The organism is Bacillus sp. EB106-08-02-XG196 (genome assembly GCF_013396335.1).
GTDB lineage: Bacteria > Bacillota > Bacilli > Bacillales > Cytobacillaceae > Neobacillus.
In genome coordinates this window covers 226,763-242,166 of the sequence record NZ_JABWSY010000001.1, presented here as the reverse complement: position 1 = coordinate 242,166, position 15,404 = coordinate 226,763, and the positions used below count along the sequence as shown (strand labels likewise).

At 39.1% G+C, this 15,404-nt stretch carries 19 protein-coding genes and 1 pseudogene; 12 read left to right on the top strand and 8 right to left on the bottom strand.

Going from position 1 to position 15,404, the window contains the following annotated elements; all coding sequences use genetic code 11:
• The first annotated feature begins 56 nt into the window (after positions 1–56).
• Positions 57–359 (top strand): YunC family protein, encoded by a 303-nt coding sequence (locus MLOOGBEN_RS01150; RefSeq protein ID WP_179156422.1) that lies wholly within the window; start codon positions 57–59, stop codon positions 357–359.
• A 93-nt stretch (positions 360–452) separates the two neighbouring features.
• Positions 453–1,208, top strand: coding sequence for a sporulation protein YunB (yunB, locus tag MLOOGBEN_RS01145; protein ID WP_179156421.1), 756 nt, complete (start codon positions 453–455; stop codon positions 1,206–1,208).
• Positions 1,209–1,360: 152 nt separating this feature from the next.
• Here the strand turns inward: yunB and MLOOGBEN_RS01140 are convergent, their stop codons facing one another.
• On the bottom strand, positions 1,361–2,311 hold the full coding sequence (locus MLOOGBEN_RS01140; RefSeq protein WP_179156853.1) for a M23 family metallopeptidase: 951 nt from the start codon (positions 2,309–2,311) through the stop codon (positions 1,361–1,363).
• Between the two features lie 203 nt (positions 2,312–2,514).
• On the opposite strand from MLOOGBEN_RS01140, the gene lipA reads away from it, so the two are divergent.
• The gene (gene lipA, locus MLOOGBEN_RS01135) at positions 2,515–3,432 is read left to right on the top strand and encodes a lipoyl synthase (RefSeq protein ID WP_179156420.1); all 918 of its coding nucleotides are present in this window, start codon (positions 2,515–2,517) and stop codon (positions 3,430–3,432) included.
• A 44-nt stretch (positions 3,433–3,476) separates the two neighbouring features.
• Here the strand turns inward: lipA and MLOOGBEN_RS01130 are convergent, their stop codons facing one another.
• Positions 3,477–4,115: a YhcN/YlaJ family sporulation lipoprotein gene (locus MLOOGBEN_RS01130; protein WP_368737739.1), complete on the bottom strand. Its 639-nt coding sequence runs from the start codon at positions 4,113–4,115 to the stop codon at positions 3,477–3,479.
• A gap of 114 nt (positions 4,116–4,229) precedes the next feature.
• Here MLOOGBEN_RS01130 and MLOOGBEN_RS01125 point away from each other — a divergent pair, with 114 nt between their 5' ends.
• Positions 4,230–4,505: a YutD family protein gene (locus tag MLOOGBEN_RS01125; RefSeq protein WP_179156419.1), complete on the top strand. Its 276-nt coding sequence runs from the start codon at positions 4,230–4,232 to the stop codon at positions 4,503–4,505.
• A 29-nt stretch (positions 4,506–4,534) separates the two neighbouring features.
• On the opposite strand, the gene MLOOGBEN_RS01120 is transcribed toward MLOOGBEN_RS01125, so the two are convergent.
• Together MLOOGBEN_RS01120 and MLOOGBEN_RS01115 are read right to left on the bottom strand one after the other, a co-directional pair.
• On the bottom strand, positions 4,535–4,819 hold the full coding sequence (locus tag MLOOGBEN_RS01120; protein WP_179156418.1) for a cytosolic protein: 285 nt from the start codon (positions 4,817–4,819) through the stop codon (positions 4,535–4,537).
• A gap of 47 nt (positions 4,820–4,866) precedes the next feature.
• Positions 4,867–5,133 carry a DUF3055 domain-containing protein gene (locus tag MLOOGBEN_RS01115; RefSeq protein ID WP_090761491.1) on the bottom strand — a complete coding sequence of 89 codons (267 nt, stop codon included), beginning with the start codon at positions 5,131–5,133 and terminating at the stop codon, positions 4,867–4,869.
• A gap of 200 nt (positions 5,134–5,333) precedes the next feature.
• Between MLOOGBEN_RS01115 and MLOOGBEN_RS01110 the strand changes: the two genes are divergently transcribed.
• From MLOOGBEN_RS01110 to MLOOGBEN_RS01100, 3 genes are all read left to right on the top strand, one after another.
• Positions 5,334–6,620, top strand: a complete 1,287-nt coding sequence (locus MLOOGBEN_RS01110; RefSeq protein WP_256988787.1) for an EAL domain-containing protein — start codon at positions 5,334–5,336, stop codon at positions 6,618–6,620.
• A 27-nt stretch (positions 6,621–6,647) separates the two neighbouring features.
• Positions 6,648–7,082, top strand: coding sequence for a DUF86 domain-containing protein (locus MLOOGBEN_RS01105; RefSeq protein WP_179156416.1), 435 nt, complete (start codon positions 6,648–6,650; stop codon positions 7,080–7,082).
• 69 nt (positions 7,083–7,151) lie between these two features.
• Positions 7,152–7,916, top strand: a complete 765-nt coding sequence (locus tag MLOOGBEN_RS01100; RefSeq protein ID WP_179156415.1) for a TIGR01457 family HAD-type hydrolase — start codon at positions 7,152–7,154, stop codon at positions 7,914–7,916.
• 44 nt (positions 7,917–7,960) lie between these two features.
• Here the strand turns inward: MLOOGBEN_RS01100 and MLOOGBEN_RS01095 are convergent, their stop codons facing one another.
• Entirely contained in the window at positions 7,961–8,461 is a 501-nt protein-coding gene (locus tag MLOOGBEN_RS01095) for a phosphatidylglycerophosphatase A family protein (RefSeq protein ID WP_179156414.1), read from the bottom strand.
• A 212-nt stretch (positions 8,462–8,673) separates the two neighbouring features.
• On the opposite strand from MLOOGBEN_RS01095, the gene yutH reads away from it, so the two are divergent.
• Positions 8,674–9,684, top strand: coding sequence for a spore coat putative kinase YutH (gene yutH / locus MLOOGBEN_RS01090; RefSeq protein ID WP_179156413.1), 1,011 nt, complete (start codon positions 8,674–8,676; stop codon positions 9,682–9,684).
• A gap of 42 nt (positions 9,685–9,726) precedes the next feature.
• On the opposite strand, the pseudogene MLOOGBEN_RS01085 reads toward yutH, so the two are convergent.
• Positions 9,727–9,951, bottom strand: a pseudogene (locus MLOOGBEN_RS01085) (NifU family protein); the annotation flags it as partial.
• Between the two features lie 166 nt (positions 9,952–10,117).
• Here MLOOGBEN_RS01085 and MLOOGBEN_RS01080 point away from each other — a divergent pair.
• On the top strand, positions 10,118–10,444 hold the full coding sequence (locus MLOOGBEN_RS01080) for a YuzD family protein (RefSeq protein WP_179156412.1): 327 nt from the start codon (positions 10,118–10,120) through the stop codon (positions 10,442–10,444).
• A gap of 40 nt (positions 10,445–10,484) precedes the next feature.
• On the opposite strand, the gene MLOOGBEN_RS01075 is transcribed toward MLOOGBEN_RS01080, so the two are convergent.
• Complete coding sequence (locus tag MLOOGBEN_RS01075) at positions 10,485–11,552, bottom strand: NAD(P)/FAD-dependent oxidoreductase (RefSeq protein ID WP_179156411.1); 1,068 nt, start codon at positions 11,550–11,552, stop codon at positions 10,485–10,487.
• A 245-nt stretch (positions 11,553–11,797) separates the two neighbouring features.
• Between MLOOGBEN_RS01075 and MLOOGBEN_RS01070 the strand changes: the two genes are divergently transcribed.
• The gene (locus MLOOGBEN_RS01070; RefSeq protein WP_179156410.1) at positions 11,798–12,037 is read left to right on the top strand and encodes a YuzB family protein; all 240 of its coding nucleotides are present in this window, start codon (positions 11,798–11,800) and stop codon (positions 12,035–12,037) included.
• A gap of 141 nt (positions 12,038–12,178) precedes the next feature.
• Positions 12,179–12,544 (top strand): HesB/IscA family protein, encoded by a 366-nt coding sequence (locus MLOOGBEN_RS01065; protein ID WP_179156409.1) that lies wholly within the window; start codon positions 12,179–12,181, stop codon positions 12,542–12,544.
• Between the two features lie 43 nt (positions 12,545–12,587).
• Here MLOOGBEN_RS01065 and MLOOGBEN_RS01060 read toward each other — a convergent pair whose 3' ends face one another.
• A complete protein-coding gene (locus MLOOGBEN_RS01060; protein WP_179156408.1) occupies positions 12,588–13,595 on the bottom strand; it encodes an NAD(P)/FAD-dependent oxidoreductase in 1,008 nt (335 codons plus the stop codon).
• Between the two features lie 389 nt (positions 13,596–13,984).
• On the opposite strand from MLOOGBEN_RS01060, the gene MLOOGBEN_RS01055 reads away from it, so the two are divergent.
• On the top strand, positions 13,985–15,202 hold the full coding sequence (locus tag MLOOGBEN_RS01055; RefSeq protein WP_179156407.1) for an NAD(P)/FAD-dependent oxidoreductase: 1,218 nt from the start codon (positions 13,985–13,987) through the stop codon (positions 15,200–15,202).
• Positions 15,203–15,404 lie beyond the last annotated feature (202 nt).

Here is a 15,404-nt window from a genome sequence, read left to right as displayed (position 1 = left end):
TTACACGCTTTTTCTTTCGCTTTCATAAGTTGATAGTGAGGAAAGGAGTGTGTAAATTGATTGAGCTATCACCGGTAGAGATTAATGGTCACACGTTCTTGGCTGTTACGGTCTTACTACCAAAAACAACACTGCTCACTGTAAGCAATGATAAGGGATATATTATGTGCGGTGCCTTAGATGTCGGTTTGTTAAACGAAAGGCTTAAGGACCGAAAAATCATTGCCGCAAGAGCGGTAGGAGTAAAAACCATTGAACAACTCCTTAATGCACCAATGGAGTCAGTAACAACCGAGGCAGAAAACTTAGGAATAACAAAAGGAATGCTTGGGAAAGATGCCTTGTTAAAAATGGCTTAAAAAGCTTGCACAAGTTGTGCAGGCTTTTCTTCAATTTTATAGGCTAGTTCCCCTTTTATAAGCATACATATAGCATGTAAGGGGGGATTTTTTTTGGCAAAGTTTCGTGTACGTGCCCGGAAACGAGGACCGTTACCTTTCAGATATGTCATGCTCCTATCATTTGTTTTCTTTCTTTTGTCTACTGCATTTGGAATATGGCTGGTTAACAAAGGGATTGAGCCTTCCTTAATGAGATATGCGGAATCAAAAACAAAACAAATTGCCTCGCAGGTAATAAATAAAGCCATTAATAAAAAAACCGTCGAGGTAGGGGATGTCATTGCAGTAGAGCCGGGGGAAAATGGTGCGCAGCCGAGCGCTAGTTTAAATACAGAAGTGATAAATCAAAAGTTATCTGAAATCACCAATGAGATACAGAAAAACTTAAATGCGGCAGAGAAAGGGGACCTGGCTTCCTTAGAGCAATTAACAGACGTTGATATTGAGGTTAATGAGGGAAGAGAGGATGGGATTGTTTGGAATGTCCCATTAGGGCAGGCAACCAACATGGCGTTGTTAGGAAACTTAGGGCCTAAAATACCCGTTCGGTTTCATGCTATCGGAGAGGTGCGCCCTGATGTGAAAATCGACCCAAAACCAATGGGAATTAATAATACCTGGATTGACGTTGCGATCCATTTAGAGGTATCCGTACAAATCATAACCCCGTTTGCAACGGAAATTACTAAACTAGAGCAGAAGATACCTGTTGGCGGAAGATTGATACAGGGTGAGGTACCGCAATTTTATAATAATGGCGGCAGTGGAATTACACCATCTATTCAAATACCGCAGCCAGAACGTTAAAAGGACTGTCGTTGACAGTCCTTACTACTTTTTTATCTAGCTTCAGCGCCTAGGGACTCGGGGTCATAAGCCAATCCGTCAAGAAGGTTAAAAAGCAACCTTCCTGCCGGCTCGTCTTATGCCTGTCGCCCCTGGTCAAGGCGCTTCCGCTTTTATCGTTTCTTTAATGCCTGTCTTTCCTGCTGTTTCCACAATCTTAAATGTGGTGTGGGGTCGAAGGACCATTCAGTATAGCCATTATCTTTGTACATCCCATAATGTAAATGGGGAGGGAATTTACCTGATGTCCCAGGAGGTCCATACCCAGAACTGCCGACACCGCCAATTAACGTTCCCGGTTCCACGATTTGTCCCACTTTTAGATCTTTAGCAAAACCGCTTAGATGAGCAAAATAATGATACGTATTATTAATATCACGAATGCCAACTCTCCAGCCGCCGAACTTATTCCAACCTTTCATTTCTACGATGCCATAATTTGTAGCTCGGACAGGAACACCATAGCCTGCAAATATGTCGGTACCCTCATGAATCCTTCTGCCGCCCCAGCCCCTGGCATCACCCCAGGTACTGCGATAGCTGTGATTACTTCGTAATGGCATCGGAAATACATGTTTATCTAATTCTAACCGGCCGAAATGCCGGTACACTTTCGCCTTGTCAGCAATAATGCCAACTGTCTTATCACGATGATAATAATTCCATAACCCGATTTTTATATTATCATGATCTGTTCCATACGATAAAAGATAATTGGCAAAAGAATATAAGACATCTTCATCGCTCTTTAAACTGGCTTTACCATCTCCGTCCCCGTCCACACCCATACCATTAAAAAACTGGATAATTGCGGGGTTTTCTTCGGCAGGATTTGGATTGGTTGGCCCAGCCCATTTCTCTGGAGTAAAATATATTCCAATCACACTTTCTGCTTTAGGTAAGTCCTTACGAACCGCACGGATATTCCTTTCGTATTGATCAATAGCTGCTAAGTAATACCATGGAATTTGTGTGATGGTTTCCACCTTTTTGTATAGCTTCATTCTTTCCTGATACTCATCAGGACCTTTAGCATGAGCATCCCTGGGAGATATGCTGCTCATTAATAAGAGGAAAGTTCCAATTATCAGAAATGCCCGCACAGGAATCCTCCTTCCGATTATTGTACGTCTTTAGTTTATGATATCTAGGCAATTTCATAATGGTCAATAATTGGAAATAGGAATTTACAGAGTTGTCTGCTTGTTGTTGTTACGAAAAGTATGGTAAAGTGACAAGGACGAACTCATTTATAGGGGTGGAAATAGTGAGCAAAAATGCAGAATACTTAAGAAAACCGGAATGGTTGAAAATAAAATTAAATACGAATGAACATTATACAGGCTTAAAAAAGATGATGCGTGAAAAAAACTTACATACGGTTTGTGAAGAAGCGCGATGCCCAAATATTCACGAATGCTGGGCCGAAAGAAGAACGGCTACCTTTATGATTCTCGGTGATACCTGTACACGTGCATGCCGTTTCTGTGCCGTTAAAACAGGATTACCGACAGAATTAGATTTGCAAGAGCCAGAACGTGTAGCAGACTCCGTTCAATTAATGAACTTAAAGCATGTCGTGGTGACTGCGGTAGCACGAGACGATTTAAAGGATGGCGGTGCAGCTGTATTTGCTGAAACCGTTAGAGCCATTAGAAGAAAAAACCCATTCACAAGCATTGAAGTTCTTCCGTCAGATATGGGTGGTAAGGAAGAAAATTTAGCGCTGTTAATGGACGCAAAACCTGATATTTTAAATCATAATATTGAAACTGTAAAAAGACTTACACCAAGAGTTAGAGCGCGTGCAAAGTATGATCGTTCACTAGAATTTTTACGCCGAGCAAAAGAAATGCAGCCTACAATTCCTACGAAATCTAGCTTAATGGTAGGTCTAGGTGAAACGAAAGAAGAAATTATCGAAGTAATGGATGATTTAAGAGCAAATAATGTGGATATTATGACCATTGGGCAGTACCTGCAGCCATCAAAAAGTCACTTGAAGGTTGAAAAATATTATCGTCCAGAGGAATTTGCAGAGTTACGTGAAATTGCCCTCACAAAAGGGTTCAGTCACTGTGAAGCTGGGCCGTTAGTTCGTTCATCCTACCATGCAGACGAGCAAGTAAATGCAGCAGCCAAGCATAAGCAGTTACTAGGCGAAACCGAAGCCAAGGAAGCGTAAATATAAGAAAAAAGAGTTCAGTCTATCGGCTGAACTCTCATTTTTTATCTATTTGTTGTGTTCATTACATCATCTTTCGTTGCTCCATTTTCATCTTCACTATCACTCATTCGACTTCCTTGTGGTGATTTCTTCATTTCTTTCACTAAACCATGAACCAAATTTCTTGCATTTCTGCTTGTAGAGTCCAAATTCGCGAGATTTTCCACATCGCGCATTAAATTTGTATTGTCCGAAACATAAACATGGTAATATCTTGGGACCACAGACATGGCTGTTCTTTTTACCTGGTCTGCAGTCTGGTAACGGTCCTTAGAATTTGTACTATAGGAAACAAGAACTTCCTGATCGGTTACAAGAGTAGCCACATCATTTACATTTGGGATATCTGTACTAAGCTGGCTAATAATATTTGCTACTTGTTCACGGTCAATGGCGGAATAGTGTTCGGTTCCACCCCGGTCACCCTGGATAGGACTCTTTTGATGACGAACAAAGCCATAATTATCGCTCACATTCCGAACGCCTTGGCCTCCGCCTTCATTGTACAGCTCTTCTCTTTTATTATTGACATTTATGGTATCTCCGCTTTCTTCATACACATCGCGATTAGCCATATCCTTCGAGCAGCCAGCTGCTGTCAGGAGTATACAAAAACCAATTATTATCGACCATTTTTTCACTTTAAGCACCTCCTTTTTATAGAATAGCCAAATAACTGATTTTTTTTCTTAGTAATTGATGGTGAATCGGTTATAATGAAAGAAAGATTTACTGGTAAAATTTGAGGTGATAACATGTTCAATATCAACGGCTCCACCTATGAAATCGTGCAGGAACACAGAGATGCCTTTAATGAGGAAGCCATAAAGGCGAGATATAGTGATATATTATCAAGATATGATTATATTGTCGGGGATTGGGGATATGGGCAGCTCCGGCTAAAGGGCTTTTTTGAAGATCAGAATCAAAAAGCTACCTTTGATACCAAAATCAGTACATTAAGTGAATATTTGTATGAATACTGTAATTTTGGCTGTGCCTATTTTGTCTTAAAAAAAGTGAAAAAATAAAAAGGCTCGCCATTTGGCGAGCTTCTTTATTATTCATTATAAGGTGGCTGTTTATCTGTTTCAGGATCATCATGTGTAGGATGAGCCCCGTCCATTTGCCGTGGAATATTTTGATGAAACGTTTTATCCTCGTAATTGAAGTTGCTATAAAAACGCTGTCCTTCTTGCCAGGGAGTACTTTTATTTTCAACAGGCTCGTTTTTGCCTATTGGTGAACCAAAAGGACCTTCAGGAAATTCCTCTGCAGTTAAGAAATTCTTCTGTTTTTCCACATTAGAAAGATCAAAATAGCTTCTTGCTTTTTTCTTGTCCATGTTTAATCACTCCTTTTTATTATTATGTAAAAAGGAGTAATAAAAAATTAAAGTAATTCTAACAAAAAGGAACGTAATTCTTCTGCATCCTCTTCATTTAATTGGAAAGCGTATTCTAAATACCCTTCCTCTTTTAAGTCATCCTCACCAATAATCGCAAACCGATTCCCTTGAATATCGAGGACAAGATGTTTTCCAAAATGGCGATCGGTTTTAACAATCGCCAAATCAAAGCGTTGGTTGTCGCCGACAAAGCTGACAAACCGGGTTTTTGTATCCTCTGTATCATCGTATAAGAAAAAACGTTCTTTCATGTGCTGTTCTCCTTTGGTTAATTTCTCCGTCCTCTATATATTACCAAATAATGAGTCAGGGAGGGAACTTTGGGTGTTAATAGAATATTGTTAAAAATTTACTAAAGGAAAACCGGATTCTGTCAAATTGTGTTACAATATACTTAAAATTGTCGATATGCTGCTTTTTGAGAGGGATGGAATCCATGGACTGTCGTTACATGAAAAAAGTAAAGAGTGTAATGAAATGGGGAAAGATTTTATTACCTCTATCGTCTATACGCTATTATCCTCCCCAATTTACCTTGCGCAATCCTTTACAAGAAGGGGTTAGTAACGCCTTTCGTGCTGGGCATGAGGTAGCGGTAATTGTTTTCAAATTAAGAAATCAGAGGGAATTACTGGAACAAACTGAAGTCCAGCAGCAGTCCAAATTACTAAAAACGATGAAGAAGCTTTTTCAAATCGTGGTGGAACAAGAGGTTAACCCAAAGGAAGTAATTACCCTTCATGATTATTATGGCGAAGGTATCACGCTATTAATTACCGTTGACCATGAGCGCCATTCTATTTCTAATATTGACCTTATGATGAAAAAGATAACAGAAGAAGTTGCACAAAGGTTCATTAAACTTTATCCTTCCGCGTATCCCACTTTTGAAGAAGGATATATGTTTGTCGATAAACATGCCTATTCAATCGAGGATTCCATATTAAGGGCACATAGGCAAGCCATTGGCATGGCTGAGAAGCGAGAACAGCTGGAGATTAATGAAATGCTGTTAGCCATTAACAAAATTATTACCAAAAAGAATATTACCTTATTTGCACAGCCTATTATTGATGTGGCTACAAGTGAAATACGAGCATGGGAATTGCTTACTCGAGGACCAAAAGGGACTGTTTTGGAAGCTCCGTTACAGCTTTTTTCTGTTGCAAGACAAACCGGGCGTCTGTACGAGTTAGAAATGATTGTGTTGGAAAAAATGCTTCAGCAAGTAAAAGCATCCCGCTGCCGCCAAGATATTTTTGTTAATTGTACTCCTTTAACTCTCGGGAATATTAGGTTTACCAGTGATTTAAAAAAGTTGTTACAGAAATATAGAGGCATTTCGCCGAAACAGATTACCTTTGAAGTGACTGAACGGGATTCAATCGAGGGTTTGAAGAACTTTGCCTTTAATATTAATGTTTTACGATTATTGGGTTTTAAGATTGCTGTGGATGACACGGGAGCAGGCTATTCCAGCTTAAATACAATTACTGAACTTATGCCTGATATCATTAAGATTGATCGTTCTGTCATTGAAAACATCGATAAAAACTCGGTCAAAGAGTCAATGTTAAAAGGCTTGCTCCTTGTTGCTAGGGAGGCTGGCTCGTTAGTGGTGGCAGAGGGTATTGAAAACCAAGAAGAGGCTTCCGTTTTAACTAGAAATAATGTTGACTTAGCACAGGGTAATTTTTACGCGCGACCAGCGAGGTTTTATGAAGAAATTGCAACTTAAGTGATATAAATTAGAGGAAGTGATGACATGTATTTTGTAGACCGTGATAAGTTGGAGACAACATTGGTTTTTTTAGAAAAGCAAATCAGTCTATTTTCTAGTCAGGATCAATGGTCAACACAGATAGAAAAAGCTGCATTAGAACGGATTACACATATCATGATTGAGTCGGTTTTAGATGTGGGTAACGCGATGATAGATGGGTTTATTATGAGAGACCCTGGCAGTTATGAAGATATTATTGAAATATTGATCGACGAAAAGGTTGTTAGTGCTGAAACAGGTAATAGCATAAAAATTCTAATTCAATATCGGAAGGTTCTCGTCCAGCTGTATACGGAGATAAACCATGGGGAACTTCAGAATCAGTTCGCCTCACATCTTAAAACGTTAGCAATATTTCCAAAGAATGTCCGGGACTACCTGCAGAATGAACTTGGCCCAGTTTCAGCATTTAATTAAACATTAACCTGTGACCGCGTTTGCGGTCCTTTTTATTTATGGCTATGATACATATAGGAGTGATTTGTTTTGAAAAAATATAAAGGCTATTTAATTGATCTCGATGGAACGATGTACAAGGGTTCAGAAAAAATTGAGGCAGCAGGAGATTTTGTGAAAAAATTAAGGGAAAAGGATGTTCCTTATTTATTCGTAACCAATAATTCATCACGGACTCCGGCTCAAGTTGCTGCAAAGTTAAGAGACTTTGATATTCCTGCCGAGGAGAAGCTTGTCTTTACCACAAGTCAGGCAACAGCTAATTACATTTATGACCAAAAGAAAGACGCATCGGTTTATGTAATAGGAGAAGAAGGTATTCGTACGGCCTTGGAGGAAAAAAACTTTACCTTTGCTGGTGAGAATGCGGAATATGTTGTAATTGGGATTGACCGCGAAATTAGCTATGAAAAATTAACAATTGCATGCCTGGCTGTCCGCAATGGTGCGAAGTTTATCTCAACAAATGGGGATATAGCGATACCAACCGAGAGAGGCTTAGTCCCTGGGAATGGGTCTCTCACTTCAGTAATTGCCGTTTCAACGCAGACCAAACCGATTTTTATAGGCAAACCTGAATCGATTATTATGGAGCAGGCTCTAAAGGTTTTGGGAACATCAAAAAACGAAACCTTAATGGTAGGCGATTATTATGATACCGATATTTTAGCGGGGATGAATGCGGGACTTGATACGCTTTTAGTCCACACAGGTGTCACAACGAAGAAGTTACTAGCTGGCTATGACCGAAAACCAACCTATGCGATTGATTCATTGGAACACTGGGAGCCGTAAGAAAAGGATGGATTGGTTTCCATCCTTTTCATTTAAAATTTTTTTTATTCAACATGCGCTGCGCGGTGAGCCAATCGGCTTGAGGCGGCAGCTGCGATTGCACCGATGATGTCATCTAGAAACGTGTGACATTCACCAGTTGATTTATCATTTAAACGGGCTAATATACCAGGCTTTTGCTTATCGATATAGCCATAATTCGTAAAGCCGATGGATCCATACACATTAACGATTGACAATGCTAGTATTTCATCCACGCCATAAAGACTTTCATCCGTTTTAATAATCGATTGAATTGGTTCTTCCAGCATGTTTTTTTCGGCTAGCATATCGAGCTGGATTCCCGTAATGATGGCATTTTGGACCTCTCGTTTAGAAATAACGCGCTCGACATTTGCGATACAGTCTTCCATTTTTAAGTTTTCGTGGTATTTTTCCTGTAAAAAAAAGACTAAATCCGCAATATCCTGAATTTCTACGCCTCTTTCTTTAATCCATCTTCGTGCTGTTTCCTCTGTTAAATCCATTTTTTTATTTTCTGCCATCCATTTATCACCTTTTCCTTGGAATTTTCACTATTCTTAATTCATAACATATGCAAGCTGTTTTAAAAAGGAACGAATGAACCATCACACACCCTTCTTACAGATTTCTCCTATAACGTTTTTCTTATACTTTTATTACGTAAGAAGACAACAAGTTTTCTGGGCTACTACATATATATGACATAAGAGCAGAAAAGAGAAGAGGTGGAAGCGTGCTTCAAAAATTACTTGAAAATAAATATGGTATTCAAGTAGATGAATACGTAAAGCTTGATTCCTATGATGCATTGAGAAGTAATGGCTGGCTATATTTAGTTGCCAAATCTGACGGAAGAGAAGCTGAAGATATTGATGAACTTGAGAAAATTGCTGAACATTTAAGAAAAAATGGAGATTCCCATGTTCCAGCCTTTTTACAATCTAGTGAGGGAGGATTCATTACCACCTGGGAGGACCATCAATATTGTGTGCTTGCAAATCGACAAACTGAAAAACAGGTAAAAGTAAAATTAGGAAGAAAGTTAGCTAAATTTCATGAACGCGGAAAAACAGTGCCATTTAAAATCGAAAGGACTAGCCGAATTGGGCAGTGGAAACAATTATGGGAAAAGCGGCTGGACCAAATTGAAAAAGTATGGAGCGAGCTTCTGTATCAAACACCTGAGGATGATTTTGAACGAATGTTTATTGATTCATTTCCCTATTATATCGGATTAACGGAAAATGCAATCCAGTATTTGGTGGATACTGAGCTTGACGATGAACCAAAGGAATCCGATAGTGGAACCGTATGCCATGAACGTTTTTCAAATGGCTCTTGGGGAGCTAATTATTACATTAAAGACCCATTTGATTGGGTTTTTGATCATCGCAGCCGTGACTTAGCAGAATGGACGAGAGAGCGATATTTCAGAAATACGCAAACCTACGAAATGGATGTGAGACAGTTTTTTGTTGATTATCAAAGTATGGCCCCTTTAACCTCCTTTTCGTGGCGGTTATTATTCTCACGCTTATTATTCCCGCTGCATTACTTTGAGTGCATTGAAAATTACTATATCACTCGATCGGAGCAGGAAAAGAAACTTCTTGAAGAGCAGTTAAGTAAGATGTTAAAACAATCAACAGAATATGAGCGTTTTCTAGGCAACTTTTATCATACTGTAGGAGCACCTTTAAAACCATTAAATATTCCTCAATTAGATTGGCTAACCATGAGATAATAAAAAAGCGATTGCTAGGGCAGCAATCGCTTTTTTTGGTTATTAAAATACTTGTTCTACTTCAACAACGCCAGGAACTTCTTCTAAAAGTGCTCTTTCAATTCCTGCTTTTAGGGTAATGGTTGAGCTCGGACAGCTTCCGCATGCACCTAGTAAACGAAGTTTCACAATACCATCCTCAACATCAACTAATTCGCAATCTCCTCCATCACGAAGAAGAAATGGACGTAATTTATCTAATACTTCCTGAACCTGCTCAAACATTTCTTGTACTTGTTCTGCCATACTTATCGTCTCCTTCCTCCTTATATTATAATGTCATTGAAGGGAAAAATCCATTCTCATGAAATGGGAATTCGCACATTTACAACCATATTTTTATGTTTACTAGTTTAAATGGTGTAAAATAGAAGAAAAAGCAAGGATGGATGGAATGACAAATACTACAGTTGAAATTATCCTCTATGGTGCCGAACAATTATGCCCGAGCTGTGTGAATTTACCCTCCTCAAAGGAAACATTCGAATGGCTAGAGGCTGCTATTGCAAGGAAGTTCCCAGAGCAGCAATTCAAGATGACATATGTTGACATTTATCAACCACCTACTGACAGTGAAAAAGAAAACTTTGCCAAACGAGTCATTGAAGAAGATATGTTTTATCCTGTTGTAGTAATTAAAGATAAAATTGTCGGTGAAGGCAACCCGCGGCTAAAAACAATTTTTAATGAGTTGGAAAAGTACGGGTACAAAGAAATATAAAAGAAGCATTCCAGATTCATGCTGGAATGCTTTTATTATATCAACCGTTATGGTACTTATAGAGCCAGAGGATTCCGGATTTTAACAGACGAGCAACTCGGCCAGTTATCGCTCTGTCTGCCATCATTCCAAAGCCATGTTTCTTACCGAGAGAACCTAGAACACCTTTTAATTTAATCGTTGGGAATTCTGTTGGAGGCTCCTCACCATTCCAGCGCTTTTTCAACACTTCGACGATTTGCTCTGCTTGTCCCTCTGCTAATTGAGCACTTGGGGCATGAGGGAGACTTGCACAATCCCCTAAAATAAAAACGTTCTCATCATTCGGTAAATGATGACGAGGAGTAATAATGAGCCTGCCTGAGCGATCCATCTCTTCCCCTAATTCACGAACAACCTGATTCGCCTGGATACCAGCTGTCCAAACAATCACATCACATGGAATTGGCTCATCATGGTTGTAAAGTAAATTTTCCTCCACTTTTGTGATATTAGAGTTGTTGATAATTTCAACATTATTTTTATGAAACCAATTTTCTACATATTTACTTAAGCGGTCAGGAAAGGCAGGAAGAATGTGCTTACCACGATCAAATAGTTTAATTTTTAGATCGTCACGACTTTCACTCAATTCACTGGCAAGCTCCACACCGCTAAGCCCTGCACCAACGATACCAACAACAGACCCAGGTCCTAAATTGTTTAGTACAGAATAGGTCATACGGGATTTTTCAATGCTCTGAATGCTGTAGGTATATTGATCTGCACCTGGTACACCATGATACTTGTCCTCACAGCCTAGACCAATGATTAAGTCGTCATAGCTGATGGGCTCGCAATCTTTAATCAGAACCTTTTTATTATCTTTTTCAATTCCTGTAACTTCTCCATATTTAATCTCTAATTGAGGGTGTTCTGGAAAAGAAACACGCAGCTCCTTATCGGATACAGTTCCTGCCGCCAAGGCATAATATTCCGTTTTCAAACAATGGTATGGAACACGGTCGACAAGTGTAATTCTTACATCCTCAGGTAAATTATTTGGAAGAAGTTCACTCAATATCTTCATTCCGCCGTATCCGCCACCGAGAATTACAAGGTTTTTCATTTTTTATTTCCCCTTTGTGTACACCAGTAATCATAATCTATATTTTGGTAAAAATATGAGACCTAGCAAGCTAGGTTAAGATAAAAATAATTGTAATACAGCCTTTAAATCCATTAAGAGTATATCTGAAATATGACAAAATAACAACACATATAACAATTTTATTGACAGAATCACATGAAACATGGTATTTGACGCAACTGGAGAAAGATAGTAGGATAATAAGTTGTGGAGAGGTGATTGCCATGTATAAACCAATTATTGAATTTTGTATCAGTAATCTCGCAAGCGGTGCTCAAAAAGCACTGGAGAAGTTAGAAAAAGACCCGAATCTCGATATTATTGAATATGGTTGTCTCGGTTATTGCGGGAAATGCGCTTCCACTCTTTACGCACTTGTAAACGGTGAAGTTGTAACAGGCGATACACCTGATGAACTTGTGGAAAATATTTACCAGTACTTAGATGAGAATCCAATGTTTTAATATAATGTCGCAAAATAGGGAGCGTATACTGCTTCCCTATTTTCTTATCATATACTACTCATAAGAAACGTATTAGTTGAGTCATGAAGACACAGTGTATATACTATTAAGAAAGACCTCAAATAAAGGAGGAAGAAATCTATGAGTAACGATGCAGTTATTATAACGGAAGCCGCGGCACTTCAAATAAGAGAAATGATGAAACACAATGAAGAAGAAGGTGCCCTATTACGAGTTAGTGTAAAGGGTGGAGGCTGCAGTGGTTTGTCATATGGTATGGGTTTTGATCATGAAGTGAAGGAAGAGGATCTCCATTTTGCGCAGCATGGAATTCAAATTCTTGTGGCTAAAGAAGATGCCCCTATTTTAAATGGGACAAAAATTGATTATAAGCAATCGATGATGGGCGGCGGATTTACCATTGAAAATCCAAACGCCATTGCATCATGTGGCTGTGGCTCATCATTCAGAACAGCAACAGCAACAGGTACACCGGAAGAATGTTAATAGTTAACAAAGGAAAAGGCGCTGATAAGGGCGCCTTTATTCATTACTTTCCAAACATTGACGAGCTGTGAAGTGGCTGGATTTTTGCTTTTGGATCGATAAATGCTTTCGCATTGTTAACGGCCGTTGGTGCTTCACCAAATCCGCAGGCAATTAATTTCACTTTACCTTCGTATGTGCAAATATCTCCAGCAGCATAAATTCCTGGAATAGCTGTTTCCATTTTAGAATTAACGACGATAGAATTCTTCTCGATTTGTAAGCCCCATTCTTTGATAGGACCTAGAGAGGAAACGAAACCATAGTTACAAATGACGGCATCAACATCAATGGCTTCTCTGCCTTCTCTGCCTTCTCCATTAACCCCTGTTAGGACAACTTGTTTAATGCCGTCGTCATCGCCAATTAATTCTGCAGGCACAAAAGGCGTTTTAACGATGACTTTGGAGTTATGCAAGTTTTCAACACTATGCTCATGGGCTCTGAATTTATCTCTGCGGTGGACTAGCGTTACTTCTTTGGCAATAGGCTCTAACATTAATGCCCAGTCCACAGCTGAATCGCCGCCGCCAAAAACAACAACCTTTTGACCTGCAAACTTATTAAGGTCATCAATAAAGTAATGAAGATTTTTACGCTCGTATTGTGTAGCGCTTTCAAGTTCTAAACGCCGTGGCTGGAAAGCTCCATTACCTGCTGTAATAATAACTGTCTTTGAATAATGAACTTCCGAATTGGTTGTTAATTTGAAAGTACCATCCTCTTGTTTTTCCAATTTCTCGACTGATTGTTCTAACGCTACGGCTGGCTCAAACTTTGCCATTTGTGCTTTTAAATTATTAATTAATTCTTGTGCACGGACTTTTGGAAATCCTGCAACATCGTAAATGTATTTTTCCGGGTATAGTGCCGATAATTGACCGCCTAATTGTGGTAAGCTTTCAATAATTTTTACTGAAGCTTGTCTCATGCCGCCATAAAAAGCTGTAAATAGACCGGTAGGGCCGCCCCCAATAATGGTTATGTCATAAACCTTTTGATTCTCTTGCACCATGTATCCCCCCAACTTATGTAATAACAGACTCTATTCCTTATAATATAACAAAAACATAAAATCCTCACAACTTTCAGGAAATATTCAGACAGTTAGTATAGGGTAAAATCAACCCATTTTATAAAAAATAATCAATTAAACTACTTGAAATTGTGAAGAGTTTAGCATAATATGTATGGAGGATAGATGTTAAATTTTTGTGACAAAAAAGTAAATCTTTTGTGTCAACAAAGTAAAACTTTTGTGTCAACAAAGTAAAACTTTTGTGTCACTGTACGTGAATTATATCACATAGTTTTTTCCTCTAATCAAAATAAAAATCATCAAAGCTGAGGAAGATAAGAACAAGTATTTTACTCAAAATAAAAAAGGTGGAAGTGATCACTTTGAGAAAGCCAAAAATTGTTATTGTTGGTGCGGGCTATGGCGGGCTTATGACAACTGTAAGGTTGCAAAAGCTTGTTGGAGTGAATGAAGCAGATATTGTTTTAATTAATAAGAATGATTACCATTATGAAACTACATGGCTGCATGAGGCTTCTGCAGGCACCCTTCATCATGACCGTGTACGTTATGACATACGTGATGTTATTGATAGAAGTAAAGTTGATTTTGTCCAGGATACGGTTATTGAAATCAATAAAGAGGAGAAAAAGGTAATCTTAGAAAAGGGCGAAGTACAGTATGATTATCTCGTTATAGCTCTTGGGGGCGAACCGGAAACCTTTGGTATCAAAGGGTTAAAGGAGTATGCTTTTGGGATTACAAATGTTAATTCTTCTCGCCAATTGCGTGAGCATATTGAGTATCAATTTGCCACTTATAATATGGAAGAAGAAAAGAATGACAATCGTTTGGTTATAGTTGTAGGCGGTGCAGGCTTTACTGGTATTGAATTCTTAGGTGAATTAACCAATCGAGTACCTGAGCTGTGTCACGAATACGATGTGGATTCACACAAAGTAAAAATTCTTTGTGTAGAGGCAGCACCAACTGTTCTTCCAGGCTTCGACCCAGAGCTTGTTAACTACGCTGTATCAACATTGGAGCGTAAAGGGGTAGAATTCTTAATTGGAACAGCGATTAAAGAATGTACACCTGATGGAATTATTGTAGCAAAAGGTGAAGAAGAACCTCGTGAAATTAAAGCGGAAACGGTCGTTTGGGCTGCGGGTGTCCGTGGAAATTCCATTATTGAAAAATCAGGATTTGAAGCAATGAGAGGCCGTGTAAAAGTACAGCCTGACCTTCGCGTACCTGGATTTGATGATGTGTTTATCATTGGCGACAGTTCACTTGTTATCAACGAAGAAATCAACCGTCCATATCCTCCTACCGCACAAATTGCCATGCAGCAGGGCGAAGTCGCTGCTCGTAACTTGGCTGCATTAATTCGCAACAAGACCGACCTTGAAACCTTTACGTTCGATAATAAAGGAACTGTATGTTCACTTGGTCATGACGATGCCATTGGTGTTGTATTTGGTAAAAAGGTAATGGGCGGCAAAGCATCCTTAATGAAAAAAGTAGTCGACAATCGTTCATTATTCATGATTGGCGGCGCTGGACTCGTATTGAAAAAAGGTAAATTTAACGTTTTTTAATTGAAAAGCGGAAGCGCCTTGTCCAGGGGCGACAGGCATAAGACGAGCCGGCGGGAAGGTTGTTCTTTAACCTTTCTGACGGATTGGCTTATGACCCCGAGCCCCTAGGCGCTGAAGCTAGACAGTATAATTATTCCTCAAAAAAAGGGCAGAGATATCTGTCCTTTTTTTGTTATTATAGAAATAAATCGTTTTGGCGGGA

Bases quoted from the DNA above. Each gene is read 5' to 3' on its own strand.
- MLOOGBEN_RS01140 (WP_179156853.1), bottom strand. From the start codon at position 2,311: ATGAGCAGCATATCTCCCAGGGATGCTCATGCTAAAGGTCCTGATGAG.
- MLOOGBEN_RS01125 (WP_179156419.1), top strand. From the start codon at position 4,230: ATGTTCAATATCAACGGCTCCACCTATGAAATCGTGCAGGAACACAGA.
- MLOOGBEN_RS01120 (WP_179156418.1), bottom strand. From the start codon at position 4,819: ATGGACAAGAAAAAAGCAAGAAGCTATTTTGATCTTTCTAATGTGGAA.
- MLOOGBEN_RS01115 (WP_090761491.1), bottom strand. From the start codon at position 5,133: ATGAAAGAACGTTTTTTCTTATACGATGATACAGAGGATACAAAAACC.
- MLOOGBEN_RS01110 (WP_256988787.1), top strand. From the start codon at position 5,334: ATGAAAAAAGTAAAGAGTGTAATGAAATGGGGAAAGATTTTATTACCT.
- MLOOGBEN_RS01105 (WP_179156416.1), top strand. From the start codon at position 6,648: ATGTATTTTGTAGACCGTGATAAGTTGGAGACAACATTGGTTTTTTTA.
- MLOOGBEN_RS01095 (WP_179156414.1), bottom strand. From the start codon at position 8,461: ATGGCAGAAAATAAAAAAATGGATTTAACAGAGGAAACAGCACGAAGA.
- MLOOGBEN_RS01080 (WP_179156412.1), top strand. From the start codon at position 10,118: ATGACAAATACTACAGTTGAAATTATCCTCTATGGTGCCGAACAATTA.
- MLOOGBEN_RS01075 (WP_179156411.1), bottom strand. From the start codon at position 11,552: ATGAAAAACCTTGTAATTCTCGGTGGCGGATACGGCGGAATGAAGATA.
- MLOOGBEN_RS01070 (WP_179156410.1), top strand. From the start codon at position 11,798: ATGTATAAACCAATTATTGAATTTTGTATCAGTAATCTCGCAAGCGGT.
- MLOOGBEN_RS01065 (WP_179156409.1), top strand. From the start codon at position 12,179: ATGAGTAACGATGCAGTTATTATAACGGAAGCCGCGGCACTTCAAATA.